27 protein-coding genes are annotated in these 26,330 nt (G+C 71.4%); 11 read left to right on the top strand and 16 right to left on the bottom strand.

Annotated elements, in window-relative coordinates; genetic code table 11:
* Positions 1-60: 60 nt before the first annotated feature.
* From LY13_RS04515 to LY13_RS04490, 6 genes are all read right to left on the bottom strand, one after another.
* Positions 61-1,356 (bottom strand): sulfate adenylyltransferase subunit 1, encoded by a 1,296-nt coding sequence (locus tag LY13_RS04515; RefSeq protein WP_253826880.1) that lies wholly within the window; start codon positions 1,354-1,356, stop codon positions 61-63.
* 2 nt (positions 1,357-1,358) lie between these two features.
* Positions 1,359-2,279 carry a sulfate adenylyltransferase subunit CysD gene (gene cysD / locus LY13_RS04510; protein ID WP_253826879.1) on the bottom strand — a complete coding sequence of 307 codons (921 nt, stop codon included), beginning with the start codon at positions 2,277-2,279 and terminating at the stop codon, positions 1,359-1,361.
* 11 nt (positions 2,280-2,290) lie between these two features.
* Entirely contained in the window at positions 2,291-2,995 is a 705-nt protein-coding gene (locus LY13_RS04505) for a phosphoadenylyl-sulfate reductase (RefSeq protein WP_253826878.1), read from the bottom strand.
* On the bottom strand, positions 2,992-3,120 hold the full coding sequence (locus LY13_RS04500; protein ID WP_228726678.1) for an Insertion element protein: 129 nt from the start codon (positions 3,118-3,120) through the stop codon (positions 2,992-2,994). The genes LY13_RS04505 and LY13_RS04500 overlap by 4 nt, the downstream gene beginning before the upstream one ends.
* 29 nt (positions 3,121-3,149) lie before the next feature.
* Complete coding sequence (locus LY13_RS04495) at positions 3,150-4,832, bottom strand: nitrite/sulfite reductase (protein WP_253826877.1); 1,683 nt, start codon at positions 4,830-4,832, stop codon at positions 3,150-3,152.
* 444 nt (positions 4,833-5,276) lie between these two features.
* Complete coding sequence (locus LY13_RS04490) at positions 5,277-6,332, bottom strand: hypothetical protein (protein ID WP_253826876.1); 1,056 nt, start codon at positions 6,330-6,332, stop codon at positions 5,277-5,279.
* A gap of 87 nt (positions 6,333-6,419) precedes the next feature.
* Here LY13_RS04490 and LY13_RS04485 point away from each other — a divergent pair, with 87 nt between their 5' ends.
* The 4 genes from LY13_RS04485 to hemW all read left to right on the top strand — a co-directional run bounded on the left by LY13_RS04485 (position 6,420) and on the right by hemW (position 10,726).
* Positions 6,420-8,150, top strand: coding sequence for a carbon starvation CstA family protein (locus tag LY13_RS04485; RefSeq protein WP_253826875.1), 1,731 nt, complete (start codon positions 6,420-6,422; stop codon positions 8,148-8,150).
* A complete protein-coding gene (locus LY13_RS04480) occupies positions 8,147-8,440 on the top strand; it encodes a cory-CC-star protein (RefSeq protein WP_253826874.1) in 294 nt (97 codons plus the stop codon). The genes LY13_RS04485 and LY13_RS04480 overlap by 4 nt, the downstream gene beginning before the upstream one ends.
* Positions 8,431-9,411, top strand: a complete 981-nt coding sequence (locus LY13_RS04475) for an ArsA family ATPase (RefSeq protein ID WP_253826873.1) — start codon at positions 8,431-8,433, stop codon at positions 9,409-9,411. Before LY13_RS04480 ends, LY13_RS04475 begins: the two co-directional genes overlap by 10 nt.
* 121 nt (positions 9,412-9,532) lie before the next feature.
* On the top strand, positions 9,533-10,726 hold the full coding sequence (gene hemW, locus LY13_RS04470) for a radical SAM family heme chaperone HemW (RefSeq protein WP_253826872.1): 1,194 nt from the start codon (positions 9,533-9,535) through the stop codon (positions 10,724-10,726).
* Positions 10,727-10,849: 123 nt separating this feature from the next.
* Here hemW and LY13_RS04465 read toward each other — a convergent pair whose 3' ends face one another.
* Positions 10,850-12,022: a saccharopine dehydrogenase family protein gene (locus LY13_RS04465; RefSeq protein WP_253826871.1), complete on the bottom strand. Its 1,173-nt coding sequence runs from the start codon at positions 12,020-12,022 to the stop codon at positions 10,850-10,852.
* 146 nt (positions 12,023-12,168) lie between these two features.
* Here LY13_RS04465 and LY13_RS04460 point away from each other — a divergent pair, with 146 nt between their 5' ends.
* From LY13_RS04460 to LY13_RS04450, 3 genes are all read left to right on the top strand, one after another.
* Positions 12,169-12,381 (top strand): hypothetical protein, encoded by a 213-nt coding sequence (locus LY13_RS04460; RefSeq protein WP_253826870.1) that lies wholly within the window; start codon positions 12,169-12,171, stop codon positions 12,379-12,381.
* Positions 12,382-12,453: 72 nt separating this feature from the next.
* Positions 12,454-12,771, top strand: coding sequence for a WhiB family transcriptional regulator (locus LY13_RS04455; protein ID WP_253826869.1), 318 nt, complete (start codon positions 12,454-12,456; stop codon positions 12,769-12,771).
* Between the two features lie 100 nt (positions 12,772-12,871).
* Positions 12,872-13,852: a TIGR03557 family F420-dependent LLM class oxidoreductase gene (locus LY13_RS04450; RefSeq protein WP_253826868.1), complete on the top strand. Its 981-nt coding sequence runs from the start codon at positions 12,872-12,874 to the stop codon at positions 13,850-13,852.
* Positions 13,853-13,857: 5 nt separating this feature from the next.
* On the opposite strand, the gene LY13_RS04445 is transcribed toward LY13_RS04450, so the two are convergent.
* The 4 genes from LY13_RS04445 to LY13_RS04430 all read right to left on the bottom strand — a co-directional run bounded on the left by LY13_RS04445 (position 13,858) and on the right by LY13_RS04430 (position 15,661).
* Positions 13,858-14,166, bottom strand: a complete 309-nt coding sequence (locus tag LY13_RS04445) for a DUF202 domain-containing protein (protein WP_253826867.1) — start codon at positions 14,164-14,166, stop codon at positions 13,858-13,860.
* Positions 14,163-14,552 (bottom strand): YidH family protein, encoded by a 390-nt coding sequence (locus LY13_RS04440; protein WP_372493744.1) that lies wholly within the window; start codon positions 14,550-14,552, stop codon positions 14,163-14,165. Before LY13_RS04440 ends, LY13_RS04445 begins: the two co-directional genes overlap by 4 nt.
* Entirely contained in the window at positions 14,549-15,031 is a 483-nt protein-coding gene (locus LY13_RS04435; RefSeq protein ID WP_253826866.1) for a GtrA family protein, read from the bottom strand. Before LY13_RS04435 ends, LY13_RS04440 begins: the two co-directional genes overlap by 4 nt.
* A gap of 120 nt (positions 15,032-15,151) precedes the next feature.
* A complete protein-coding gene (locus LY13_RS04430) occupies positions 15,152-15,661 on the bottom strand; it encodes an STAS domain-containing protein (RefSeq protein ID WP_253826865.1) in 510 nt (169 codons plus the stop codon).
* Between the two features lie 579 nt (positions 15,662-16,240).
* Between LY13_RS04430 and LY13_RS04425 the strand changes: the two genes are divergently transcribed.
* Both LY13_RS04425 and LY13_RS04420 read left to right on the top strand, forming a co-directional pair.
* The gene (locus LY13_RS04425; protein WP_308216269.1) at positions 16,241-16,543 is read left to right on the top strand and encodes an iron-sulfur cluster biosynthesis family protein; all 303 of its coding nucleotides are present in this window, start codon (positions 16,241-16,243) and stop codon (positions 16,541-16,543) included.
* Between the two features lie 131 nt (positions 16,544-16,674).
* Entirely contained in the window at positions 16,675-17,859 is a 1,185-nt protein-coding gene (locus LY13_RS04420; protein ID WP_253826863.1) for a zinc-dependent alcohol dehydrogenase, read from the top strand.
* Between the two features lie 100 nt (positions 17,860-17,959).
* On the opposite strand, the gene LY13_RS04415 is transcribed toward LY13_RS04420, so the two are convergent.
* From LY13_RS04415 to LY13_RS04395, 5 genes are all read right to left on the bottom strand, one after another.
* A complete protein-coding gene (locus LY13_RS04415) occupies positions 17,960-19,075 on the bottom strand; it encodes a glycerate kinase (protein WP_253826862.1) in 1,116 nt (371 codons plus the stop codon).
* On the bottom strand, positions 19,072-20,046 hold the full coding sequence (locus LY13_RS04410; protein ID WP_253826861.1) for a 2-hydroxyacid dehydrogenase: 975 nt from the start codon (positions 20,044-20,046) through the stop codon (positions 19,072-19,074). The genes LY13_RS04415 and LY13_RS04410 overlap by 4 nt, the downstream gene beginning before the upstream one ends.
* A gap of 543 nt (positions 20,047-20,589) precedes the next feature.
* The gene (locus LY13_RS04405; protein WP_253826860.1) at positions 20,590-21,744 is read right to left on the bottom strand and encodes an acetyl-CoA C-acetyltransferase; all 1,155 of its coding nucleotides are present in this window, start codon (positions 21,742-21,744) and stop codon (positions 20,590-20,592) included.
* Positions 21,745-21,753: 9 nt separating this feature from the next.
* Positions 21,754-22,578, bottom strand: coding sequence for an SDR family oxidoreductase (locus LY13_RS04400; protein ID WP_253826859.1), 825 nt, complete (start codon positions 22,576-22,578; stop codon positions 21,754-21,756).
* Entirely contained in the window at positions 22,575-23,759 is a 1,185-nt protein-coding gene (locus tag LY13_RS04395) for an acyl-CoA dehydrogenase family protein (protein ID WP_253826858.1), read from the bottom strand. Before LY13_RS04395 ends, LY13_RS04400 begins: the two co-directional genes overlap by 4 nt.
* Before the next feature lie 72 nt (positions 23,760-23,831).
* Between LY13_RS04395 and LY13_RS04390 the strand changes: the two genes are divergently transcribed.
* Positions 23,832-25,406, top strand: a complete 1,575-nt coding sequence (locus tag LY13_RS04390; protein WP_253826857.1) for a FadD3 family acyl-CoA ligase — start codon at positions 23,832-23,834, stop codon at positions 25,404-25,406.
* Positions 25,403-26,329, top strand: a complete 927-nt coding sequence (locus LY13_RS04385) for an enoyl-CoA hydratase (protein ID WP_301298432.1) — start codon at positions 25,403-25,405, stop codon at positions 26,327-26,329. The genes LY13_RS04390 and LY13_RS04385 overlap by 4 nt, the downstream gene beginning before the upstream one ends.
* Position 26,330 lies beyond the last annotated feature (1 nt).

Below are 26,330 nucleotides of genomic sequence, written 5' to 3'. Positions count from 1 at the left end.
CCGCGGACCTGGGGTCCCGGCTACCGTGCGCGACGATCAGCAGAGGCGGAGGCGCCACCGTCACGCGCCCTCGGGCTCCGTCACACCCTTGAGCTGGCTGAACCGGTGCCCGACCAGGCCCGCGGCGAGCGTGTCGCCGTCCTTGGGGTCGATCACGATGAACGCACCCGTGCGGGGGCTCACCGTGTAGTCGTCCACGGGCAGCTGCTCGGCCAGTCGCAGGCTGACGTTGCCGATCTCGTTGAGCTCCAGCTTCTCCGGAGCGTCCACGATGGACAGCGTCTGCTCGTCGAACCGGGCGTTGAGCTCCTCGACGATCGCCTGCACCGTGCGCGTGCCCTGCTTGACCAGGACGCGGGCGCCGGGGTCGAGCTGCTTGCTCGACAGCCAGCACAGGGCCGCGGTGAACTCGTCGGTGACCTTCGGCGCGTTGTCGGCCGCGGCGATCACGTCGCCGCGCGTGATGTCGAGGTCGTCGGACAGCACCACGGTGATCGACTTGCCGGTGCCGGCCTCGTCCAGCGAGCCGTCGGCGGTGTCGACGCTCTCGACCGTCGACTTCAGGCCCTGCGGCAGCACGACGACCTCGTCGCCCGGCCGGACCGTGCCCGCCGCGATCTGACCCGCGTACCCCCGGTAGTCGAGGTACTCCGGCGTGCGCGGACGGATGACGTACTGCACCGGCATCCGGAACGGTGCCTCGTGCGGGTCCGGCGCGACCGGCACCTCCTCGAGGTGCTCGAGCAGCGTCGGGCCGGAGTACCACGGCGTGTTCTCCGACTTGGTCGCCACGTTGTCGCCCTGCAGGGCCGACACCGGGATGGCCAGCACCGTGCCCTCGGCGTAGCCGAGCGACGTCGCGTGCGCGGCGAACTCCTTGGCGATCACGGTGAACGCGGCCTCGTCGTAGTCGATGAGGTCGACCTTGTTCACCGCCAGCACCAGCCGCGGCACCCCGAGCATCGCGAGCACGGCCGCGTGCCTGCGGGTCTGCTCGACGACGCCGTTACGGGCGTCCACCAGCAGCACACCGAGCTGCGCGGTCGACGCACCGGTGACCGTGTTGCGGGTGTACTGCACGTGCCCCGGCGTGTCCGCGAGCACGAAGCTGCGATTCGGCGTGGCGAAGTAGCGGTACGCCACGTCGATGGTGATGCCCTGCTCCCTCTCGGAGCGCAGGCCGTCGACCAGCAGTGACAGGTCCGGGGTCGTCATCCCCTTGTCGACGCTGGCGCGCTCGATGGCGTCCAGCTGATCGGCGAGTACGGACTTGGTGTCGTACAGCAGCCTGCCGACCAGGGTCGACTTGCCGTCGTCGACGCTGCCCGCCGTGGCGAGCCTCAGCAACGAGCTCATGGTTAGAAGTACCCCTCCCGCTTGCGGTCCTCCATGGCGGCCTCGGACATGCGGTCGTCGGCACGGGTCGCGCCACGCTCGGTGAGGCGGCTCGCCTGGACCTCGGCGATGACCTCCTCGACCGTCGACGCGGTCGATTCGACGGCGCCGGTGCACGAGCCGTCACCGACGGTGCGGTAGCGCACCATCAGCTCGTGGACCTCCTCGTCCTCCCGCGGACCGCCCCACGGGCCCTCGGTCAGCCACATGCCGTCGCGGCTGTAGACCTTGCGCTTGTGTGCGTAGTAGATCGACGGCAGCTCGACCTGCTCACGCGCGATGTAGTTCCAGACGTCGGCCTCGGTGAAGTTCGACAGCGGGAACACCCGGACGTGCTCGCCGGGGCGGTGCCTGCCGTTGTAGAGGTTCCACAGCTCAGGGCGCTGCCTGCGCGGGTCCCACTGGCCGAAGGCGCTGCGGAGGCTGAAGATGCGCTCCTTGGCGCGGGCCCGCTCCTCGTCCCGGCGGCCGCCGCCGAACACGGCGTCGAACTTGTTGTCGGCGATCGCGTCCAGCAGCGGCTGCGTCTGCAGCGGGTTGCGGGTGCCGTCGGCCCGCTCGGCCAGCCTGCCGTCGTCGATGTAGTCCTGCACGCTGGCCACGACCAGGCGCAGCCCGTACTTCTCGACGACGTGGTCACGGAAGGCGATGACCTCGTCGAAGTTGTGGCCGGTGTCGACGTGCAACAGCGGGAACGGCACCGGCGCGGGCCAGAACGCCTTGATCGCCAGGTGCAGCAGCAGCGTGGAGTCCTTGCCACCGGAGAAGAGGATCACGGGACGATCGAATTCGCCCGCCACCTCACGGAAGATGTGAATGGCTTCCGATTCCAGCGCCGCGAGATTGTCGCGCGCCGCATCGGCCGCGGCCTCAAGTGTGGTCATGACATCCTTCCTCAGGCGTGCAGCCCGCACTCAGTCTTGGACTTGCCGGCCCAGCGACCACTGCGTGGGTCGGCGCCCGGCGCGACCTTCGCGGTGCACGGGGCGCAGCCGATCGAGAGGTACCCCTCGTGGACCAGCGGATTCTGCAGAATCCCGTGCTCGTCGATGTAGCCGTTGAACTCGTCGTCGGTCCAGGCCGCGATCGGGTTCACCTTCACCAGGCCATTCCGATCGTCCCATGTCACGATCGGCGTGTTCGCTCTGGTGGGTGCATCCACGCGGCGGACGCCGGTGATCCAGCAGGAATAGTCGGCCAGCGTGTTACGCAGCGGAACGACTTTCCGCAGGTGGCAGCACTGGGTGGGGTCCCGGTCGTGCAATTTCGGACCGTATTCCGCGTCCTGTTCGGCCACGCTCTGCTCGGCCTGTGCGTTGACGATGCGCACATCGGGATAGATCGTCGCCACCGCGTCACGCACGCCGAGTGTTTCCGCGAAATGGTAGCCCGTTTCGAGAAAAAGCACGTCGATGTCCGATTTGACCTTGGTGACGACGTCGACCAGAACGGCGTCCTGCATATTCGACGCGACGATCAGATCGTCGCCGAATTGCTCGACCGCCCACCGGATCGCCTCCTCGGTGGTGGCCTCCGCCAGTTCGCCGGACGCTCGTTCGGCGAGGGCCTGCAGCTCCTCGGCCGTCCTTGTCGCGGTCATCGCTTTACCTCCGGAATGCGCAGTCCGATGAAGGTCACTGTGAACACCCGCCGACAGGACGTGCACAGCCATGCACCGTCGTCTTCCGGACGGAGATCCTCGTCGGCACAGTACGGGCAGTGCATGGGCGTCGCCCTCGAGGGAGTGGCCTCACTCACGTGAGATCGGCTTCCTCTGCGCGCACGACCCACTGGGCGAACCGCTCGCCCTCGTCGCGCTGGTTCAGATAGTTCCTCACGACCCGCTCCACATAGTCGGTGAGCTCGTCGCTCGTGACCTTATGACCACGCAGTTTACGGCCGAATCCCGCGTCCAGCCCGAGGCCTCCGCCGAGATGCACCTGAAAGCCCTCGACCTGGTTGCCGTCGGCGTCGGTGACGATCTGGCCCTTGAGGCCGATGTCGGCCACCTGGATCCGCGCGCACGAGTTCGGGCAGCCGTTCAGGTGCACGGACACGGGGTCGTCGAGGCCGTCCTGCAGGTCGGCCAGCCGCTGCTCCAGTTCGGCCACCAGGTCCGAGGCGCGCTTCTTCGTCTCGACGATCGCCAGCTTGCAGAACTCGATGCCGGTGCAGGCCATCACGTTGCGCCGCCACGGCGACGGCGTCGTGTCCAGGCCCGCCTCGGCCAGCTCGGCCTGCAGCGTGGCGACCTCGGACTCCGGCACGTCCAGCACGACCAGCTTCTGCTGCGGTGTCAGCCGTACCCGGCCCGAACCGGCGCGCTCGGCGGCCTTCGCGGCCGACAACAGCAGCGACCCGGACGCGCGGCCAGCGACCGGCGCCCCGCCGACGTAACGCAGGCCGTCGGTCTGCTCGTGCACGCCGATGTGGTCGATCGGCCGCGCCGGGACCTCCGGGGCGGGGCCGTCGATGAGCGTGCGCTTCAGGTACTCGGTCTCGAGCACCTCGCGGAACTTCTCCGGACCCCAGTCCTTGACCAGGAACTTGATGCGGGCACGCGAGCGCAGCCGCCGGTACCCGTAGTCACGGAAGATGCTGATGACGCCTTCCCACACGTCCGGCACCTCGTCGCGCGGCACCCACACGCCGAGGCGCTTGGCGATCATCGGGTTGGTCGACAGACCCCCGCCGACCCACACGTCGAACCCGGGGCCGTGCTCGGGATGCTCGACACCCACGAACGCGACGTCGTGGATCTCGTGCGCCACGTCCTGCTGGCCGGAGACGGCCGTCTTGAACTTCCGCGGCAGGTTCGCGAAGGTCGGGTCGCCGACGAACCGGCGCTTGATCTCGTCGATCGCGGGCGTGCCGTCGATGACCTCGTCGGCGGAGATACCCGCCACGGGGGAGCCGAGGATGACGCGCGGGCTGTCGCCGCAGGCCTCCATGGTCGTCATGCCCGCGTCCTCCAGCTTCTGCCAGATCGTGGGCATGTCCTCGACGCGGATCCAGTGGTACTGGATGTTCTGCCGGTCGGTGATGTCGGCGGTGTCGCGGGCGTAGGTCTGCGAGATCTCACCCAGGACGGCGAGCTGGCGGGTCGTCAGCGCGCCGCCGTCGAGCCGAACTCGCAGCATGAAGTACTTGTCGTCGAGGTCCTCGGGCTCGAGCGTGGCGGTGCGGCCGCCGTCGATCCCGGGCTTGCGCTGGGTGTAGAGGCCGAACCAGCGGAACCGGCCGCGCAGGTCACCCGGGTCGATGCCGTCGAAACCGGTGTGGGCGTAGATGTTCTCGATACGCGCCCGCACGTTCAGGGGCGCGTCGTCCTTCTTCGAACGTTCGTTGGGGTTCAGCGGCTCGCGGTAACCCAGGGCCCACTGGCCCTCCCCGCGGCGCTTCTTCGGGCGGGCGGGTCGGCCTGTCTCGGCGGCCATGGCGGTGTCCTCCAGGGCGGTGTGTGTTCGGCGGCGGTTCGGGCTGGGCGTTCGGGGCCGGGGTCGTGCGGGACGACCGGGCGCGGTGCTGCCGCTCGTGACCGGTGCCGGGACGTGCGCGCGGTGGGGCCAAGTGGGCGTCGGTGACCAGGGGACCGTCCTGGTGGGCGGGGCGATGTGCGGTGGCATCGGCCTGCGCCGGCAGGCGGACCGGGTGCGGCCCGGTGCGCGCTCGACGTGCGGCTGCGGTTGAGCAGGGAGCGGCGCGTCGCGGTCAGGGCCGGCACAGACTGCTGGAGACACGCAGGTAGTCCACGTGGCGTCGTACCACGAGGGCCACACCGGCGGTCGTCACAGTCACGACGATTACCTTGCCACGGTGTTCACAGGGTGGTCCAGGGACGTCCGCATCGTGGGAGCAACGTCACCTGCGACGAGGCCGGCTCAGGGAGCGGGCTGGGGGCGGCCTTCCGCGGCGCGGACGCCGGCCCGGCACGCCTTCGCGAGAGCGCGGTGCCGCCGGGTGCGTGCCAGCAGGCCGAGGGTGCGCAGGTCCGCGCCGGGTGCTCCGGTGCGGGCGTCGACGGCCAGCCGCTCGCCGTCGACCGTCCCCGTCAGCGACCACGCTTCCCACCGTTCGAGATCCGGCATCGTGTAGTCGTAGCCGAACACCAGCGCGCCGCCGGGCGCCGGCGGCAGCGGTTCACCGGTCAGCTCCCGCACCGTCGCCACCCCGGACGGCATCGCGGGGTGCGGCGCGGCATCGGCACCGACGTCGACACTGCGCAGTTCCGGGACACGGCGCAGGTCGGGGACACTGCGCAGTTCGGGGACACGGCGCAGCTCCGGGGAGCTGCGCAGTTCCGGGGTGTCGGGCTGCTCGGGGGCGCAGGCTGCCGGGCCGACGAGCAGCGCGTGCCGGGTGGGGTCGGTGCGCGCGGGCAGCGGCATCGTCCCGGCGCTGCCGGCATCCGCGGCGGGACCGGTGAGCTCCACGACGATGCGGGGCAGCCACCACCAGTTCTCGCGGCGCAGCAGCACGCTGTCGGCGAGGGCGCGCGACGGCGGGTACTTGACCAGTTCCTGGTCGAGCAGTTCGTCGGTGAACAGTTCACCGTCGAGGTCGTCGACGATCCGCACGGCGGCGCTCGCGGCGACCCCGGTCCGAACGGGAGCCCCGTCGGCGGAGCCGGCGAACCCGGTGCCTGCGGCCTCGGGGACGCCCGCATCACCGGGCAGTGAGCGGGAGTCGGTCACGGCGAACACGGCGGCGTCGGCCTCGCGCAGGCCCGCGACCTCGTCCGCCCGCGCGTAGGGCAGGGCGGCGCAGAGCGTCGGCACGGCGGAACCGGCGCCGCGCACCACGGGCGTCACGGCGATCGCGGCGGGAGTGCCGTCGGGGTTCGTCCAGCACAACTCCGCCGTGACGGCACGCCGCCAAGCCTCCCGCAGCCGGTCCACCGTCACCTCGCCTCCACAGTCTCCGAGCGCGGGATTCACGTCGCTCTTACCTTGCCGGTCGCACTGCTGTTACCGTCCCACGTCGCCTGACCACCGTGTCAACGTCGCTCACGGGAAGGAACGTCCATGCCGGCCATCGTGATGGTCCTGATCGTCGGGGTGTTGTTCTACCTCGGCTACCGCTACTACTCGGGGTACCTGGCGCGTCGGGTGTACGCACTCGACGACGATCGGCCGACACCCGCGCACACGATGCGCGACGGCGTGGACTTCATTCCCACGAACCGGCACGTCCTCTTCGGACACCACTTCACGTCGGTCGCGGGCGCCGCGCCGATCGTCGGTCCCGCCATCGCGGTGTTCTGGGGCTGGGGTCCGGCGCTGATCTGGGTCGTGGCGGGCACGATCTTCGCCGCGGGTGTGCACGACTTCGGCGCGATCGTGGTGTCGGTGCGGCACAAGGCGCAGAGCATCGGCACGCTCACGCGCGAGGTGGTGGGCACTCGCGCCCGCGTGCTGTTCCTCCTGATCATCTTCTTCCTGCTGACACTCGTGAACGCCGTGTTCGCCGTGGTGATCGGGAACCTGTTCGTGGCCAACCCCGAGGCCGTGCTGCCGATCCTGCTGGAGATCCCGCTGGCCATCGGCATCGGCCAGTACATCTACCGCACCCGTAGCGCCGCGCTGGTCCCGTCGCTCGTCGGCGTGGTCGTGCTGTACGTGACGATCCTGCTCGGCCAGGCGCTGCCCATCTCGCTGGCGGGCATCGCCACCGAGGACGGCCTCTTCACCGAGCGCAACATCTGGGTCGTGCTGCTGTTCGTCTACACCTTCGTCGCCTCGCGCATCCCGGTGTGGGTGCTGCTGCAGCCACGCGACTACATCAACTCCCACCAGCTGTTCATCGCGCTGGGCGTGATCGGCCTCGGCGTGCTCGTCGGCTGGGACACGATCGTGGCTCCCGTGGTCAACGACCAGGCCCCCGCCGATTCGCCGAGCTGGTTCCCGCTGCTGTTCGTGACCATCGCGTGCGGCGCGATCTCCGGGTTCCACAGCCTCGTGTCGTCGGGTACGACGTCGAAGCAGCTCGACAAGGAGAGCGACGCCCGGTACGTCGGCTACTTCGGTGCGGTCGGCGAGGGGTCGCTGGCGCTCGGGTCGATCCTCGCGTGCACCGCGGGCATCGTGGCCACCACCGCCGACTGGCACGCCGCGTACTCCGACTTCGCCACCGCCTCGGACGGCGCGACGTCGAACTTCGTCAACGGCGTCGGACACTTCGCGGCCAACCTCGGCGTGCCCGAGGCGACGGCCGTCGTGTTCGCCGCCGTGGTCGTCATCAGCTTCGCCGCGACCACGATGGACACCGGCGTGCGCCTGCAGCGCTACATCGTGCAGGAGATCGCCGAGATCGTCCGCATCCGCGCGGTCTCGCGCAGTCTGACGTTGTCGGGGCTGATCGCCGTGCTGATCCCCCTCGTGCTGGCGTTGCTGCCCGGTGGCGGCGACGCGGGCTACACCTTCGGCGTGCTGTGGCAGCTGTTCGGCACCACGAACCAGCTCACCGCGGGCCTGGCCCTGTCGGTGATCGCGGTGTGGGTCACCAAGAACCGGCGCAACCCGATCGCCGTGCTGGTGCCGCTGGTGTTCCTCGTCGTGATGACGACGTGGGCGCTCATCGACAACCTCATCACGTTCGTCGCCGAGAGCGAATGGGTCCTCGCGCCGCTCGATGCGATCATCTTCGTGCTCGCCGTGTGGCTCATCGTCGAGGCTGCGCTCGCGCTGCGCCGGGCGCGCGGTGTCGCCCGGGACGACGCGGGCGATCCGGAGCCGACGGAGCTGACCGAACGGTGACCGCGGGCGGGGGACTGCGGCGGCTCGGCGACCGGCTCGCCCGGTGCTGGCGCCGGTTCGAACGTGGTCACGAGCTGCTGCTCGTCTCCCGCTGGCGGCAGGGCCTGCGCAGGGAGGCGCGCCGCAGGGACGACACCCTCCGGACGCTGCTGCTGCTCGAATCGCTGGGCGTCGACAATCCGGTCGCCTACGAAACGCTGGACGCCGTGCCGTACCTCGTTGCGGACTTCCACGAGTGGCACCGGCGCATGGGACGGGACGAGTTCGGCGACGCCGGGATGTGCTGTTGATCCGGTTCTTCGGCGGCAAGGGCGGGGTCGGCAAGACGACGCTCGCCGCGGCGTTCGCCGTCCGGCAGGCCCGGCGCGGTGTGCGCACACTCGTCGTGTCGACCGACCCGGCGCACTCGCTGGGCGACGTGCTCGGCGCGACGCTGTCGGACGAGCCGCGACCGGTCGGCGAGTCCCTGCTGGCCGCGGAGATCAGCGGGGAGCGACAGGCGGGCAGGCGGGTGGCCGAGGTGCTCGAGGACGCCCGGCACGCGGTGCCGCGCGAGGTGCTGCCCGCCGTGGAGCGACACCTGCGTCGCGCGGTCGAGAGCCCGGGGACCGTCGAGTCGGCGTTGCTGGACCGGCTCACCGACCTCGTCGAGCGCACCGGAAAGGACTGGGACCTGCTGGTCGTCGACAGTGCCCCGACCGGGCACATGCTGCGGTTGCTCAGCCTACCGGAGCTGCTCACCCCGTGGATCGAAGGTCTGGCGCACAACCGGAAGCAGGCCCGCGACGTCGACCGGTTCGCCGACGGACTGCTCGGCCAGGCCGGTGCGCAGCGTGATCCGCTGCTGGAGCGACTGCAGTCCCGCAGGCGGCGGCTCGAGGCCCTGCAGACCCGACTGCGTGCCGACGCCGGAGTGCACCTCGTGCTCGTGCCGGAACGGCTGCCGCTGGCCGAGACCGAACGGGCCGCCGACCAGCTCACCGAGGCCGGTGTGCCGCTCGCGGCCGTGCTGGTGAACCGGGTCGCCTCCGGCGAGGAGGCCGGCGTGCTGGCCCGTCGCCGGGACCAGGAGCACACCGTGCTGGCCCGCGTCCGGGAACGGTTCGGCGGCGACGGGGCGAGCGGCGTGCTGACCGTGCCGCTGCTGCCCGGCGAACTGACCGGCGTGGCCGGCCTCGACGAGGCGGGCGCGTGGCTGCAACCCCTGGACCCGCAACCGCCGGCCCCGCAATCCCTGGACCCGCCACCCGGGGACCCGTAACCCCTGGAGCCGCCCATCCGTGAACCCGTAGCTGCCGATCCTTTCCGCGGAGTGAGGCCGCTGCGCAGCCGCGAAGGCCGGTGCCGCACGACGGCCGCTCCGCCGGTGGGACACTGGAGAGGTGAGCACCCCGGACGATCTTCACCTGCCCGACACGGCCCTGCAGGGGCTCGGTACGAGGCCGTTCGGCGTGTACGTGCACGTGCCGTTCTGCGCGACCCGCTGCGGCTACTGCGACTTCAACACCTACACGGCGGGCGAACTCGGTTCCGGCGCGGCACCGGAGGACTGGCTCGACGGCCTCCGCAGGGAACTGGACCTCGCGGCGCAGCGGCTCGGGACGCCTCCCGCCGCCGACACGGTGTTCGTCGGCGGCGGCACGCCGTCGCTGTTGGGGCCCGACGGGCTGGCGGCGGTGCTGGACGCCGTGCGGCAGTCATTCGGCCTCGCCGCCGACGCCGAAGTCACGACCGAGTCCAATCCGGAGTCGACCTCGCCGGCACTGTTCGCAGGGATCCGGGACGCCGGGTACACGCGGGTGTCGCTCGGCATGCAGTCGGTGGCTCCGCACGTGCTGCGGGTGCTCGACCGCACACACACCCCGGGACGTCCCGTCGAGGCCGCGGCGGAGGCACGCGGCGCCGGGTTCGATCACGTCAACCTGGACCTCATCTACGGCACGCCCGGTGAGCGCACCGAGGACCTGCAGGCGTCGCTCGACGCCGTGCTGGAGGCGGGTGTGGACCACGTGTCCGCCTACGCGCTGATCGTCGAGGACGGCACCGCGCTGGCCCGGCGGGTCCGCAAGGGCGAGATCCCGATGCCCGACGACGACGTGCTGGCCGCCGACTACGAACTGCTCGACGCGATGCTCGAGAAGGCGGGTCTGCGCTGGTACGAGGTGTCCAACTGGGCCGCCTCCGACGAGGCGCGCTGCCGGCACAACCTCGGCTACTGGCTCGGCGGCGACTGGTGGGGCGCGGGCCCCGGCGCCCATTCGCACGTCGGCGGTGTGCGGTGGTGGAACGTCAAGCACCCGGCGCGCTACACGGCCACGCTCACCGAGGGCGCGCTGCCCGTCGGCGGACAGGAGACGTTGACGCCCGAGGACCGGCACCTCGAGCGCGTCATGCTCGAACTCCGCCTCGCCGAGGGACTTCCGCTCGACGCGCTCGACGACGGCGGCGCGCGGGAGGCCCGGCGCGCCGCCGCCGACGGGCTGCTGTCCACACGCGACCTCGACGGCGGCCGGGCCGTGCTCACCGACCGCGGCCGCCTCCTCGCCGACGCCGTCGTCCGCCGCCTCGTCACCTGAGGCCCACCCGCGAGCGGGCCTGCATCGCGCCCCAAGGGCACCTTGGTTGCGTTGAGTGCAACCAAGGTGCCCCTGGGGGCACTCGACTGGGGCACTCACGACTGGGGGCGCTCAACGCAGTCCTCACTCGTCGAGTACGCGGATGCGCAGCCCTGCGTTCTGCAGCCGCGCGACGAGCGGGTCGCCCATCGCGACGGCGGTCGTCACCTGGCCCGCCGTCTCCGGCAGGTCGTCGAACGCCAGGCACATCGCCGATTCGGACATCATCTTCGCGGTCTCGTCGTAACCGGGGTCGCCGCCCGCGAACTCGGTGACGACCCGCTGCCCGGCCGCCTCACCGGTGAACCGCACCTGGAACCACGACCGAGCCCGTCGCTGCGCGCTCGGCCCGTCGCCCGGTTTGCGGACCTTGCCCAGTGCGTTCCGGACGGGCGGGATCTGCGCCGCGACCGCCAGCACGCCCAGGCCCGCGCCGGTCGCGACGAGCGTCGTCAGTCGCTTCATCGCCGCGGCCTGCCGGTAGGTGAACGAGGTGCCGTACCGCGGCAGCGCGGCGGCGGAGCGCGCCACGATCTGCGGGTCGAGTGTCGGCATCGGCACGAGCCACCGGCCGGTCTCGGCGTCCCGGGTGGGCGGTCCCGAGGGCGTGCGGATGGTCCGGTCGGCGGGCCGGGGGTCGGCGGCGCGGCGGCGCTTGGCGACCGCCGTCATGTGCCGGGCACGCGAGAACGCCGTCAGGGCGGACGAGAACGTGCCGCCGGAGAACTCGGCGTCGGCGCGGATCTGGGCGTCCACCGTGATCGGACCGTCCGCGGGCAGCCGGCCGACCGTGAAGTAGGCGCCCAGGTCGTACGGGATCGAGTCCAGCCCGCAGGCGTGGACCAGGCGGGCGCCGGTACGCAGGGCGGTCTCGTGGTGGGCGAGGTACATGCGGTCGACGAACTCGGGCTCGCCGCACAGGTCGACGTAGTCGGTGCCCGCCTCGGCACACGCCGCGACCAGCGGTTCGCCGTACTGCAGGTACGGGCCGACGGTCGTGACGACCACCCGGGTCGACTCGGCGACGGTGCGCAGGGAGGCGGCGTCGGTGACGTCGGCCTGCAGCAACGGCAGGTCGGCACAGGCGGGGTCGATGGCGGCGAGCCGTTCGCGGACGGCCTCCAGCTTGGCGGTGCTGCGGCCCGCGAGCGCCCAGCGGCAACCCTCCGGCACATGGGCGGCGAGGTATTCGGCGGTCAGTCCTCCGGTGAAACCCGTGGCGCCGAACACCACGATGTCGTACTGCCGTTCGCTCATGCGCATCCTCCGGCGTCGTCGCTGCTGCGGTGTGGGCGGAGCGTACCGGAGGTATGTCCGCTCGGTCCGGGCCCGTGAGCCGCGCCGAGGGATTCGGATGATCGAACCGTGATTGAACCGCGCGCAGGCGGGGTATCACGTCGATCATGACGGAGAACCACGATCTCGCGCCGGCCCCCGATGTCGACGAGCAGCGGCGACCGGCCGTCGACGACGTCGAACACGGCGAGTTCACCGGCGACGCCGAAACCGGGTACGAGCCCGGACCGGCGGGGGTCTCCGTCCCGATGGACGCCGACCCCGCCGATGTCGCCGAGCAGGCGGAGCCGGTGGAGATCGACGACGACGAGTACCGCTGACGACACGGCAGGTGTGAGTTCCGCACCCGCCGGGTACACCGCGCATCGCACATCTTCACGGAGGTGATCACCATGGCCGACACGTCCCGGCTGCCGACCCCGGTGGCTGAGATCTGGGAATGGCAGCGGCACGGCAACTGCCGCAATCTGGACAGCTCGGTGTTCTTCCATCCTGACGGCGAACGAGGGTTCGCGCGAGCCGACCGCGTGGCACGGGCGAAGGAGGTCTGCCGCACGTGCCCGGTGATCGTCCAATGCCGACACCACGCGCTGACGGTGCAGGAGCCGTTCGGGGTGTGGGGAGGCCTCGACGAGACCGAGCGGCGTGAGGCGATCGCCCGCCGCAAGCGGATCGGTGTCGAATCCGAACCCGAGCCCGCGTTGCACTGACACCCGCCCGACCGTCGCCGACGCACCGGCAGCCGCCCGGTGCCGGCGCCGAACGTTGTGACGACGAGAGGCCGGCGGTGGCCGGCCGCAGGGGAGACGTGTGCGTTTCGGCTATACGTTGCTGACCGAACAGGCCGGTCCGCGCCGGCTCGTCGCCGACGCGGCGCGCGCGGAACGTGCCGGATTCGAGTTCGAGGTGATGAGTGACCATTTCTCGCCGTGGCTGGACGAGCAAGGGCACTCGCCGCAGGCGTGGTCGGTGCTCGGCGCGGTCGCGGAGGTCACCGGCGACGTCGACCTGATGTCGTTCGTGACCTGCCCGACGATGCGCTATCACCCGACTGTGGTGGCGCAGCATGCGGCGACCGTCCAGGAGCTGTCGGGTGGGCGGTTCCTGCTCGGGCTGGGAGCCGGCGAGAACCTCAACGAGCACGTGGTCGGCCGGGGCTGGCCTCCGGTCAACGTGCGGCACGACATGCTCGGCGAGGCGCTGCAGATCATCAACGACCTCTTCGACGGCGGATACACCAACCACGACGGGGAGCATTTCCGGGTCGACTCGGCGAAGCTGTGGGACCTGCCGCAGCAGCGGGTGCCGATCGGGGTCGCGGTGTCGGGAGACCAGTCGGTCGACCGGTTCGCGGCGGCGTCGGAGGCGATGATCGCGGTGGAACCGGCAGGGGGACTGTGCCGCCGGTGGGACGACATGCGCGGCCGGCTCGGGCTGGGGTCGTCCCGAAAGGTCGGCCAGCTTCCGGTGTCGTGGGGGCGCGACACCGACGAGGCCGCCCGCCGGGCGCGGGAGCAGTTCCGGTGGTTCGCGGGTGGTTGGAAGGTCAACGCCGAACTGCCCGGTACGCAGGCGTTCGCGGCCGCGACACAGTATGTGCGCGAGGAGGACGTGGCCGCGGCGATCCCGTGCGGCGGGTCGGCACAGGCGGTCGTCGACGCCGCCCGCCCCTTCCGGGAGGCGGGGTTCACCGACCTGGCGCTCGTGCAGGTCGGCGGAGACCACCAGGAGGAGTTCCTCGAGGCCGCCGAGTCCGAGTTGCTGCCGGAACTGCGGAAGCAGCTGGGCTGACCCGTTCAGTGGCCGCTCGCGAGAGTGGCGAGCAGCGCTCCGAGGCTTGCCACGGCGGTGGCGGTGACGAGGACGGTGGCTGTGGCGGCGAGCGCGGGTGACAGGCCGGCGGTGCTCCGGCGCAGCCGCCGGCCCCGCCCCGCTCCCGCCGCGGCGAGGACGACCGTCGTGGCGATCGATATCGGCGCGGCGATCAGGGGCGCGGCGTGACTCGTGGTCGCCGCGGCGTGCAGCAGCAGGCCGCTGCACGCGGCCGAGGCCAGCGCGGTGCGCTGCCACGCGAGCCCGGTGCGCTCCGGCTGGCCTTCGCTCACGTCGTGACCACCAGCACGAATGCGAGCGCTGTGATCGCGGCGATGCCCGCGCCGAGGGTGGCCAGCAGGATGTTGCGGGGGAGCGGGCCGCCGCGGGCCATCGCCCGCTGCACCGCCCGCCACCGTGGGTAGGAGGCCGCCGCGATCACCAGTGCCAGGCCGATGCACAGTGCTGCGAGCAGGGTGCGCGGACCTTCGGGGGCCAGGCCCGGCACGAGCTGTTGGAGCGCGACGCCCCCGGCGACCAGGCCGAGCGCGGTGCGGAGCCACGCGAGGAACGTGCGTTCGTTGGCCAGCGTGAACCGGTAGTCGGTGGTCGGACGGGCGTCGCGCTCGCCCTCGTCGCCGGTATCGGCGTCGTCGGGTGGCGGGTTCCGTGGGGTCACCGGGCCGTCCCGGCGTCCCGACTCCAGACGAACACCCACGAGCGCAGCACCAGGAAGCGCAGAATGCCGCCGACGAGGCTGGTCGCGACCAGCACGGCCGTCTCGGTCATCGGTGACGGGTCGTCGGCCAACAGGTGCAGCAGGCCGAGCGCCGCCGTGCCTGCGCACGCGTAGAACAGGAACGTGCCTGCGGACTGCACGTGCCGGCGTGTCCGCGGCCCGGTGACGTCGCGGAAGGTGATCCGCCGGTGGAATTCCGTGTTGAGCACCGTCGAGACGCCGATGGCGACGGGGTTGGCCGCCGCGGGAGTCAGCGGATCGCGCAGCAGTAGGAACAGCAGGGCCTGCAACCCGGTACTGATCGCTCCGCCCAGCACGTACAGCGGCAGGTGCCGGACGAGCTCCGGCAGATGCCCGGAACCCGTCCGGACCGCGGGTTCCGGCGCCGTCGCGCGCGTCCGGCTCCGTACACAGCTCATGTCCTGCACGATACGTCGTATTGGTGCCGGTCACGCCCGCAGCCGCGCCGGTCGTGCCGACGGTGACAGCGGCCGAGCGCCGGCCCGGCGGGCCGCACCCGCGGGGGAGCCGCAGCCGGGTCACGACGAGGCGGGCTCCTGTGGCGGGTGGACGGCGAGCACCGCCGAGTCGACGTCCGGATGGACCGGGATCTGCTCGGCGAGTCCGGTGGCCTCGAGCGGACGCAGGACGACCCGCGTGGCCGCGACGACCGCCCAGTTCGCTCGCGAGCCCGTGGCCTGTTCGGACAGCTCGGCGAGCACGGAGAGCCCGGCCGAACCGAGGAACTCGACCCCGTCCAGGTCGAGCACGAGCCGCGCCGGAGCGCTCAGCTCCTCGTGGATCCATTTGCGCAGGTCCGGTGCGGACAGCAGGTCGACCTCGCCGGCGACGCGGGCGTGCACCACGCCGTCGGGGCGCCGTTCGGCGTCGATGCGCATGCCGGAGGTACCGACGGTGTCCACGGGCCCGGTGGGCTCCTGCGGCTTGGCCGCCGGGGTGAGCGCCGGCCCGAACGCCGGGTCACCGGTCCCGACCGGGTCGCTGCTGCCGGTACGCGAGCCGCTGTCGTGGGAGTGGCTGGGTAGCACTGCGGTATCCCTCCGTCGAATCGGCGAGCGCGGGATGTCTGCGGATATCTCGGTGCTGTGGATCTACCCGGACGGAAAATCTGCGCCCGTCCTGCCTTTCCCACCGTAGGAACACCTGCGTGGGCTTTCAACTGCGAGTCGGCGCCCCATGTGTGACGTTCCCCGTGAGGCTCGTGTGTTTAGTGCGGCAGGCCCCGGGTAAGCGCCGCTCTGCCGGAAGAGTTCCTGTGCTGAACTTTCGGAAAGTATTCGGGGCGGGGTGTTCGAATAGACGGTGAGCCCCGGCGCTGTCGGCCCTCGGTCCGGTGACCGGAAGGCGGTTCGTTCTGACGGTGTAAGGATCTTCGGTGGGCACGGCGCCTGATTCGCTACGGCGCGGACACGCCGGCGAGTGCGGCGCGGATCGCCGGGACGTCGCGGTGGAAATACGCGTCCGAATTCGGCGGTACCAGGCGATTTCGTGGAATTTCCTGAGGAGCCAGTTGCCGGGCCGAAATGGGCGTGCCGGTAGGGCGGCGGATGTGGGCGACGTTTACGGTGGGAATGGCAGCCCCAAGCAACCGAAGGGAAATAGCGACCATGCTTGCGATGACTGACGCTGCCGTGGAGGCGATCAGCGCGCTGACCGCCCAGGACGGTCAGGATGCCGCCGGTCTCCGGTTCGCGGTCCGGGAGGAGACGGAAGAGGGCGCTCAGCTCGCGCTTTCGGTCGCTCCGGGGCCCGAGGAGGGCGACCAGGTGCTGGGTACCGAGAGCGGTGCGCGGGTCTTCCTCGAGGAGAAGGCGTCGTCGTTCCTCGACGACAAGGTGCTGGACGTCCAGCAGGACGATCAGGGCCAGCTGAACTTCGCGGTGATGCAGCAGCCGGAAGGCGAAGGCTGACGCACCCGGAAACGGTCTTGCGGTGCCGGCGTCTCCCTCGGGGGCGCCGGCACCGGTGTGTTCGGACCCGATGATCGCGGGTAGTCGCAGCCGACGGTACCGAGTCGACGAGCGACGGAAGGACATCCGCGATGAAGGCTGTGACCTGGCAGGGCAAGCGTGACGTGCGTGTGCAGGACGTTCCCGATCCGCGCATCGAGGAACCGACCGACGCGATCGTGGAGGTCACGTCCACGGCGATCTGCGGTTCGGATCTGCATCTCTACGAGGTGCTCGGCCCGTTCATGGCCCCGGGCGACGTCCTCGGTCACGAACCGATGGGCATCGTCAGGGAGACGGGCAACGCCGTTCCCGACCTGATCCCCGGTGACCGCGTCGTCGTGCCGTTCAACATCGCGTGCGGCCAGTGTTACTACTGCTCGCAGCAGCTCTACACGCAGTGCGAGCGGACCCGCGCGCCCGGGCAGGACAAGGGCGCCTCGCTGTTCGGCTACACGAAGCTCTACGGACAGGTTCCCGGTGGACAGGCCGAGCTGCTGCGGGTGCCGCAGGCACACTTCGGCCCCGTGAAGGTGCCCGAGGCGGGGCCGGACGAACGTTTCCTGTTCCTGTCGGACGTCCTGCCGACGGCGTGGCAGGCCGTGGAGTACGCGGACGTCCCTGAGGGTGGCAGCTGCGTCGTGCTCGGCCTCGGGCCGATCGGCCAACTCACGGCCCGTATCGCCCGGTATCGCGGCGCGGGCACGGTGCTCGGCGTCGACCTGGTCGACGAGCGCCTCGAGATGGCGCAGCGCCACGGCGTCGACACCCTCGACCTGCGAACCGTCAAGGACGTCGGCGCCGCCGTGCGCGAGCGCACCGACGGCCGAGGCGCCGACTCGGTGATCGACGCCGTCGGCATGGAGGCCCACGGAGCGCCGGTGAGCACGGTCGTGCAGCAACTCGCGACGTTGCTGCCGGACCGGCTGGCCGAGAAGGCGTTCACCACGGCCGGGATCGACCGGATGAGCGCGCTGTACACGGCCATCGACGCCGTGCGCCGGGGTGGCACGGTCTCGTTGTCGGGCGTCTACGGCGGCATGGCCGATCCGATGCCGATGATGACGCTGTTCGACAAGCAGATCCAGTTGCGCATGGGGCAGGCCAACGTGCGCGCGTGGACCGACGACATCCTGCCGCTCCTGACCGGGGACGACGATCCGCTCGGTGTGGACGACCTCGTCACCCACCACGTCCCGCTCGACGAGGCGTCCGACGCGTACGCGATGTTCCAGGCCAAACGCGACGGTGCCGTCAAGGTCGTGCTGCAGCCCTAGAACTCGCGCAGCCCGCCTGCTCGGCCACGGCGGTCCGTTGTGGACTTCCGGCTGTGTCGAACCGTGCGGTGTCGGGGGTCGGGCCGTCCCGTTCCGCGCCTCATGGTCCGGTGTGGACGAGGTCCGCGGCGTGCCGCCGCAGCAGCGCGGCGGCGTCGCGGACGGCGACCTCCACCGAGGGAGCGTGGTCGGCGATCGCGATCGCGGCCGTGATTCCCGCCTCGGCCAGGTCGTCGGCCGACAGCGCGATCCGGCCCGCGATCGCGGCGACCCGCGCGCCGTGCCGCCGCGCGATGGCGGCGATGCCTGCCGGCGCCTTGCCCGCGAGGCTCTGCGCGTCGAGCGATCCCTCACCGGTGATGACCAGGTCGGCGCCTGCGATCGCGTCGGCCACGCCGGTGAGTTCGACGACGAGGTCGAAACCCGATTCGGCGGTCGCTCCGAGCGCGGCCATCGCCCCGCCGGAGATGCCGCCGCCCGCGCCCGCGCCCGTGCGGTCCGCGAAGCCCAGAACCTGCGCCCAGCGTTCGAGGTTGGTCCGCAGCGTCGCGACCTCGGCGGGGCCCGCACCCTTCTGCGGGCCGAACACGGCCGCGGCGCCGTCGGTGCCGTGCAGTGGATTGGTCACGTCGGTCGCCACGCGCACCCTGGCCTCGCCCAGCAGTGCGCGTACCTCGGTCAGGTCGACGGCGGCGACGTCGCCGAGTGCGCCGCCGCCGAGCCCCACGGGACGGCCGTCGCCGTCGGTGAGCCGGGCGCCGAGGGCCTGCAGCATGCCGCTGCCGCCGTCGGTGCTCGCGGTGCCGCCCACGGTGAGTACGATCTGCCGGGCGCCCCGGCCCAGCGCGTCGGCGATCAGCTCGCCGACGCCGTACGTGTGCGCGGCCGGCGCCACGTCGGTCGACGGCGTGACGTGCTCGATCCCGCAGGCCCGCGCCGATTCGACGTAGGCCGTGCCGTCGAGCATCACGTACCAGGCGTCGACCGGTTCGGACAGCGGGCCGGACACGCGCAGGTCGACGCGGGTGCCGCCCGCCGCGAGCAGCACGTCGAGGGTGCCTTCGCCGCCGTCGGCGACCGGGCACAGCGTGACGTCGGCGTCCGGCAGTACGTCGCGGACGCCCGCGCCGATGGCGTCGGCCGCCTCGACCGCGGTGAGGCTGCCTTTGAACTTGTCGGGCGCGACGACCACACGCCGCGGAGCCGGTGCGGTCACGGTGTCACCTCGGTCAGCGGGGGCTCGCCCGCCAGGACGGCGAGCACGTTGCGGGCGGCGAGCGTCGCCATGGCGGTGCGGGTCTCGACGGTCGCCGACCCGAGGTGCGGGGCGAGTGCGACGTTGTCGAGGTCGAGCAGGTCCGGGTGGACGTCGGGTTCGTTCTCGAAGACGTCGAGTCCGGCGCCTGCGATCGTGCCCTCGCGCAGGGCCGCGGCGAGTGCGGCCTCGTCGACCACCGGTCCGCGCGTGGTGTTGACCAGGAACGCCGTCGGTTTCATCGCCGCGAGCGCGTCGGCGTCGATCAGGTGACGGGTCTGTGGGGTGAGCGGGCAGTGCAGCGAGACGACGTCCGCGGTGGCCAGCAGCTCGTCCTGCGGCAGATACGTCGCATCGAGGGCCGACTCGACCTCCGCAGGGGCGCGGCGGCGTCCCGTGTAGACGATCGACATGCCGAAGGCCCGGGCCCGCTCCGCCATCGCTGTGCCGATCTGCCCGAGTCCGATGATGCCGAGCGTCTTGCCCTGCAGTCCGGAGCCGAGCATGAAGCCGAGGTGGAACGACCACGGAGTGCCCGCGCGCAGCAGGCGCTCACCCTCACCGAGTCTGCGCGTGACCGACAGCAGGAGGCCGAACGCGATGTCGGCGGTGGCGTCGGTCAGCACGCCGGGCGTGTTGGTGACCGTGACGCCGCGCTCGGCGAGTGCGGGGACGTCGATGTTGTCGTAGCCGACCGCGACGTTCGCGACGACCTTCAGCTGCGGTCCGGCGGCGTCCGCGAAGTCGGCGTCCGCCCGTTCGCTGAGGGTGACCACGGCGGCGTCGGCCCCGGCGAGTCGTTGGTGCAGTTCCGCCGTGGGCAGCGCCCGGTCGGGCTCGGGAAGCCACACCTCGCCGGCTTCGCGCAGCATCGCCACGGCGTCGTCGGGGATCCACCTGCTGACCACGATCCGTGGTCTCGTGCCGGTCATCGCATCGCTCCTTCGTCGCACGCGCCCGACGGCACTCTATCGAGGAGCGACGGCACCGTGCCGCCGGTGTGATCCGGACCCGCCGTGTTGCAGGTTCCGGGGCCCGTGTTGCGTCCTCGCGGGCTCGTGTTGCAGGTTCCGGGCCTCGTGTTGCACGTTCGGGGGCTGGTGTTGTCGATTCGCGGGGCCGTGGTGCCGCGACGCGGGACGAGGGTGCGGACAGCCGGGCGGTGCGGTCGCCGGCGTATCGGGACGGCGCCGTGTGTCGACATGGCGATGTGACGTCACCCCGCGACTCACCGCGGTGCCCGGATCCGCAACACGGTCCCCCGGACCGGCAACACGGCGTCCTAGGCCAGCAACACAGCCGCCTGGACCTGCAACACGGGCTCCGAGACCTGCAACACGGTCCCCTGGATCTGCAACACGGTCCCCTGGAGGTGCAACACGGGCCCGATAGCGCAGCCGCGCGGCAGCGCGTCGGTGAGGGGTGGTGGCCGGGTGACGGGTGGGAGCAACACGGGCTCGAGGGGGCGGCTCGGCCTACGCGAGGCGTTCGATGATCGTGACGTTGGCCGTGCCGCCGCCTTCGCACATGGTCTGCAGCCCGTAGCGGCCGCCGCGACGTTCCAGTTCGTGCAACAACGTGGCCAGGAGCTTCGTGCCGCTGGCGCCGATCGGGTGGCCGAGCGCGATCGCACCGCCGTTGACGTTGACGCGCTCCGGGTCGGCGCCGGTCTCGTCGAGCCACGCCAGCACCACGCCGGCGAACGCCTCGTTGACCTCGAACAGGTCGATGTCGTCGACCGCCAGGCCGGTCCGGCGCAGCGCCCGCGACGTCGCGGGGATGGGACCGGTGAGCATCCACACCGGGTCGGCGGCCGAGACCGACAGGTGGTGGATCCGGGCGCGCGGGGTCAGGCCGTGGTCGCGAACGTAGTCCTCCGACACGACGAGCGCGGCGCTCGCGCCGTCGGAGATCTGACTGGCCGTGGCCGCCGTGATCAGCGAGTCCTCCGCCAACGGCGGCAGCCCGGCCATCTCCTCCGGCGTGGTCCCGCGGCGCGGTCCCTCGTCCGCGGTCAGCTCGGCGAGCCCGGCGAGTTCGGCGTCGAAGACGCCGTCGTCGGCGGCGCGCAGGGCGCGCTGGTGGCTGCGGTAGGCGTAGGCCTCCATCTGCTCGCGGGTGATGTCCCAGTGCCGGGCGATCATGTCGGCGCTGCGGAACTGGGAGACCTCGACGTCGCCGTAACGCTTGTGCCAGCCCGTCGAGCCGGAGAACGGGTCGTCGAATCCGTACTCGCGGCCGGCCAGCATGGCGGCGCTGATCGGGATCGCGCTCATGTTCTGCACCCCGCCCGCGATCACCGCGCCGGCCGTGCCGGACAGCACCGCCTGCGCTGCGAAGTGGACCGCCTGCTGGCTCGATCCGCACTGCCGGTCCACGGTCACGCCCGGCACGTGGTCCGGCATGCCCGCGGCCAGCCACGCCGTGCGCGCGATGTTGCCGGACTGCGGGCCGAGCGTGTCGGTGCACCCCAGGATGACGTCGTCGACGGTCGCCGGATCGATACCCGTCCGTTCCACGAGCGCGCCGAGCACGTGCCCGCCCAGATCCCCGGAGTGCACAGTGGACAGTGCGCCGCCGCGTTTGCCCACGGGCGTGCGGACGGCGTCGACGAGGTAGGCCTCGGCCATGGATTCCTCCTACGGGTGCTGGCTCGACACGGACACGGTCTCGCCCGTGAGATAGGTGGCGTAGCCGGACGCGAGCCACACCATGACGTTCGCGATCTCCCAGGGTTCGGCCGCCCGGCCGAACGCCTCGCGGCCCGCGAGCTCGGTCAGCAGTTCCTCGCTCGTCACCTTGGCGAGGAAGGGGTGTGCGGCCAGGCTCGGTGCGACGGCGTTGATGCGGATGCCGTGCTCGGCGACGTCCATCGCAGCGCAGCGAGTCAGTGCCATCACCCCGGCCTTCGCGGCCGCGTAGTGCGCCTGGCCCTGTTGCGCCCGCCAGCCGACGACGGACGCGTTGTTCACGACGACCCCGCCGCCGCCCTGCGCGACGAACCGCCGCGTCGCCGCACGCGTGCAGCGGAACGTGCCATTCAACGTGATGTCGAGGACACGGGACCATTCCTCGTCGGACATGTCCAGAATGGACTGCGTACCGCCGAGGCCCGCGTTGTTGACCATCACGTCGATCCGGCCGAAGTGCTCGCACGCGGCGTCGATCAGGGCCACGACCTGGTCGTCGTCGGTCACGTCGCAGGGAACGGCGTGCACCTCGCCGAACTCGGCGAGTTCCTCGGCCCGTTCGGTCAACCTGCGCTCGTGCCAGTCGCTGACGACAACGCGGGCGCCCTCCTCGAGGCAGCGCCTGGCCGTCGCCGAGCCGATGCCCGTTCCCGCCGCCGCGGTGACCACCACGACCTCGCCCACGAGCAGGTCGTGCGGTGTCGGACACGCCGGTGGCCGTGCGTGTTCCGGTGCCGTCGAGCGCTGCGGCCCGGTCACTGCCGGTTCGGTCATCGGCGTTCCTCCGTCGTGTTCCTGGGTTCCTTGGGAAGTCCGAGTACCCGCTCGGCGATGATGTTGCGCTGGATCTCGTCGGAGCCGCCGTAGATCGTGTCCGCGCGGCTGAACAGCAGCAGGCGCTGCCACTCGTCGAGGTCGCCGTCGGTCGTGAGGGCGCGGGCGCCGCGGGCGCGCACCGCCAGTTCGCCGAGCCGCCGGTGCCAGCCGGCCCACAGCAGCTTGCCCACGGCGACGTCGGGTCCCGGCTCGCGTTCCAGCGTGCGGAGTGCGTGCGCGCGCAGTATCCGCAGGTCGATCCGGGCGCGGGCGAGGTCGTCGCGGAGCACCGGGTCGTCGATCGTGCCCGTCGCGCGCGCCTGCGCGACGATGCCGTCCAGCTCGCGGCGGAACCCGATCTGCTGGCCCAGCGTCGACACGCCGCGTTCGAAACCGAGCGTGCCCATCGCGACGCGCCAGCCGTCACCCGGCTCGCCGACGACCAGTCCCGCCTCGGTGCGGGCGTCGTCGAAGAACACCTCGTTGAACTCGGACGTCCCGGTGAGCTGCGTGATCGGGCGGACCGTGACGCCGGGCTGGTCCATCGGCACGAGCAGGTAGGAGAGTCCGTGGTGTCGCGTCGACCCGGGTTCGGTGCGCGCGACGACGAAACACCAGTCCGCGACGTGTGCCAGGGACGTCCAGATCTTCTGCCCGTTGAGGATCCAGCCCGGGCCACCGTCGCCGCCTGCGCCGGGTTCGAGGCGGGCCGTGGTCGACACCGCGGCGAGGTCCGACCCGGCACCCGGTTCGGAGTAGCCCTGGCACCACAGCTGCTCGACCGCGCGGATCGGGGGCAGGAACCGCCGCTGCTGCTCCGGGGTGCCGAACGCGATGAGCGTCGGCCCCAGCAGTTGCTCCCCGAGGTGGCTCACGCGTGCGGGTGCGCCGGAGGCGGCGTACTCCTCGTGGAAGATCACCTGTTCGGCCAGTGACAGGCCGCGGCCGCCGAACTCGGTGGGCCAGCCGACGCACGTCCATCCCGCGGCCGCGAGGTGGCGTTCCCACGCGAGTCGTGCCTCGAACGCCTCGTGTTCCCGGCCGGGGCCGCCGAGTCCGCGCACGCCGGCGAACTCGCCGGTGAGGTTGTCGGCGAGCCAGGTGGCCACCTCTCGCCGGAATCGCTCGTGGTTCTCCACTCACACCTCCTGCTACCGTGCGCTAGCATAATAAGAACACGTTCTAGATTTCTCGTCCAACAAGGGAGCGGGATGAGCGAGACAGGGAATCCGGTGACGATCCCGAAGGCGTTGCACGCTGCTTCGGAACGGTTCGGAGACCGGGAAGCGATCGTCGACGGATCGGTGCGGATCACGTTCGAACAGCTTCTGGAACACGTTCGCGTCATGGCGCGGGCGTTGGCGGCGCGCGGCGTCCGCAGCGGCGACCGGGTGGCCGTGAACTCGCCCAACACGCACCACTGGGTGATCGCCGCGCTCGGCGCGCACTACGCCGGGGCGACGCTGGTGCCGATCAACACCCGGTTCACCGGTGCCGAGGCGGCCGACCTGATCCGTCGCAGCGGGGCGGTGGCGCTGGTCGTCGCCGGGGACTTCCTGGGCACCGACCGGCTCGCCGACCTCAGGGCGGCCGCGGGCGACGGCGACCTCGACACGCTCCGGCTCGTCGTGCGGGTGCCGCTGCCGGGGCCGCTCCGGCCCGATCCGGTCGCCGTCGACTGGGAGGCACTCGGCGAGGTGGCCTCGGCCGTCGACCCGGCCGAGGCCGACGCGCGCGCCGCGGCGGTCGGCGCCGACGACATCGCCGACATCCTGTTCACCTCGGGTACCACGGGCCGCAGCAAGGGGGTGCTGTCGGCGCACCGGCAGTCGCTCGACGTCGCCGCCGCATGGGCAGGCCGCGGCGACGTCACCTCCGACGACCGATACCTCGTGGTCAACCCGTTCTTCCACAGCTTCGGCTACAAGGCGGGTGTTCTCGTCGGGTTGTTGACCGGGGCCACGCTCGTGCCGCAGGCCGCCTTCGACGCGGCGGCAGCGCTCGAACTGATCGAGCGCGAGCGGGTCTCGATCCTGCCCGCGGCGCCGACCGTGTTCCGGACCCTGCTCGACCATCCGGACCGCGCGACGGCGGACCTCTCGTCGCTGCGACTGGCGGTCACCGGCGCGGCCACCGTGCCGGTCACGCTCGTCGAACGGATGGGCGCCGAGCTCGGATTCGACGTCGTACTGACCGCGTACGGCCTCACCGAGGCCGTTGTCGCGACGATGTGCGAACCGGGCGACGACCCCGCCACCATCGCGCGCACGTGCGGCCGCGCAGCCGCCGGGTTCGAGGTTCGCATCGGTGACCGTGACGAGGTGTTGCTGCGCGGTCCGAACGTGATGCGCGGCTACCTCGACGACCCGGAGGCGACCGCGCAGGCGATCGACGCCGACGGCTGGCTGCACACCGGCGACGTCGGGCGGCTCGACGAAGCGGGCAACCTGTCGATCACCGACCGGCTCAAGGACATGTACATCTGCGGCGGGTTCAACGTCTACCCGGCAGAGATCGAACAAGAACTGTCCCGTGTGGACGGTGTTGCGGAGGTCGCGGTCGTCGGCGTGCCCGACCCGCGTCTCGGCGAGGTCGGCAAGGCGTTCGTCGTCACGACCGACACGGCGCCGTCCGGACCGCCGTCCGAGGAGACGCTGCTCGAACACTGCCGGCAGCGGCTCGCCAACTACAAACGTCCCCGCTCGGTGGAGTTCGTCGGCGAGCTGCCGCGGAACGCGTCGGGGAAGGTCCTCAAACGCCTGCTGGGCAAGGAGAAAGTGGCATGACCGACGAGAACAGGACCGACGAGAGCAGGACCGACGAGAACAGGGCCGACGAGAACAGGGCCGACGGGAACGGCACCGGGGGAACCGGCGAGGAGATCGTGCGCTACGAGCGCCGCGGCGCCGTCGCCGTGGTGACGATGAACCGGCCGGAGTACCGCAACGCCCAGAACTCGGTGATGACCTACGCACTCGACGCCGCGTTCACGCGTGCCGTCGACGATCCCGAGGTGAAGGTGATCGTGTTGGCCGGCGAGGGCAAACACTTCTCCGCGGGACACGACATCAGCTCGCCGGGGCGTGACGTGGACGTCAGCTACGACCGCAAGGCCGTGCTGTGGTGGGACCACACCGATCGGGAGGGTGGCGATCGACGGTTCGCCCGCGAGTCGGAGGTGTATCTCGGCATGTGCCGGCGCTGGCGGGAGATTCCCAAACCGATGATCGCGTCGGTCCAGGGCGCGTGCATCGCGGGCGGGCTGATGCTGGCGTGGGTGTGCGACCTGATCGTCGCCTCCGAGGACGCGTTCTTCGCCGACCCGGTGGTGCGCATGGGCATCCCCGGCGTCGAGTACTTCGCCCACCCGTGGGTGCTCGGACCCGCCGCCGCCAAGGAGGTGCTGCTGACCGGGCAGCGGTTCGACGCGCACCGGGCGAAGGAGTGGGGCATGGTCAGCCGCGTCGTGCCCCGGGACGAGCTGCAGGACACGACGACGGGCCTCACCGACACGATCGCCGAGATGCCCGCGTTCGGGCTCACACTGGCGAAGAAGGCCGTGAACCAGGCGCAGGACCTGATGGGCATGCGCTCCGGTATGGACTCGGTGTTCGGCCTGCACCACTTCGCCCACGCCCACAACGCCGAGACGCAGGAGGACCCGCTGGCGGGGCAGACGGCGACGTCGATGCGCGACGCGGGGAGCTGAC

The sequence above is a fragment of the Prauserella aidingensis genome, from assembly GCF_024171865.1.
Taxonomy (GTDB): Bacteria; Actinomycetota; Actinomycetes; order Mycobacteriales; family Pseudonocardiaceae; genus Prauserella; species Prauserella aidingensis.
The sequence above is the reverse complement of the archived record's forward strand: the minus strand, read 5'-3'. Positions and strand labels throughout refer to the sequence as shown.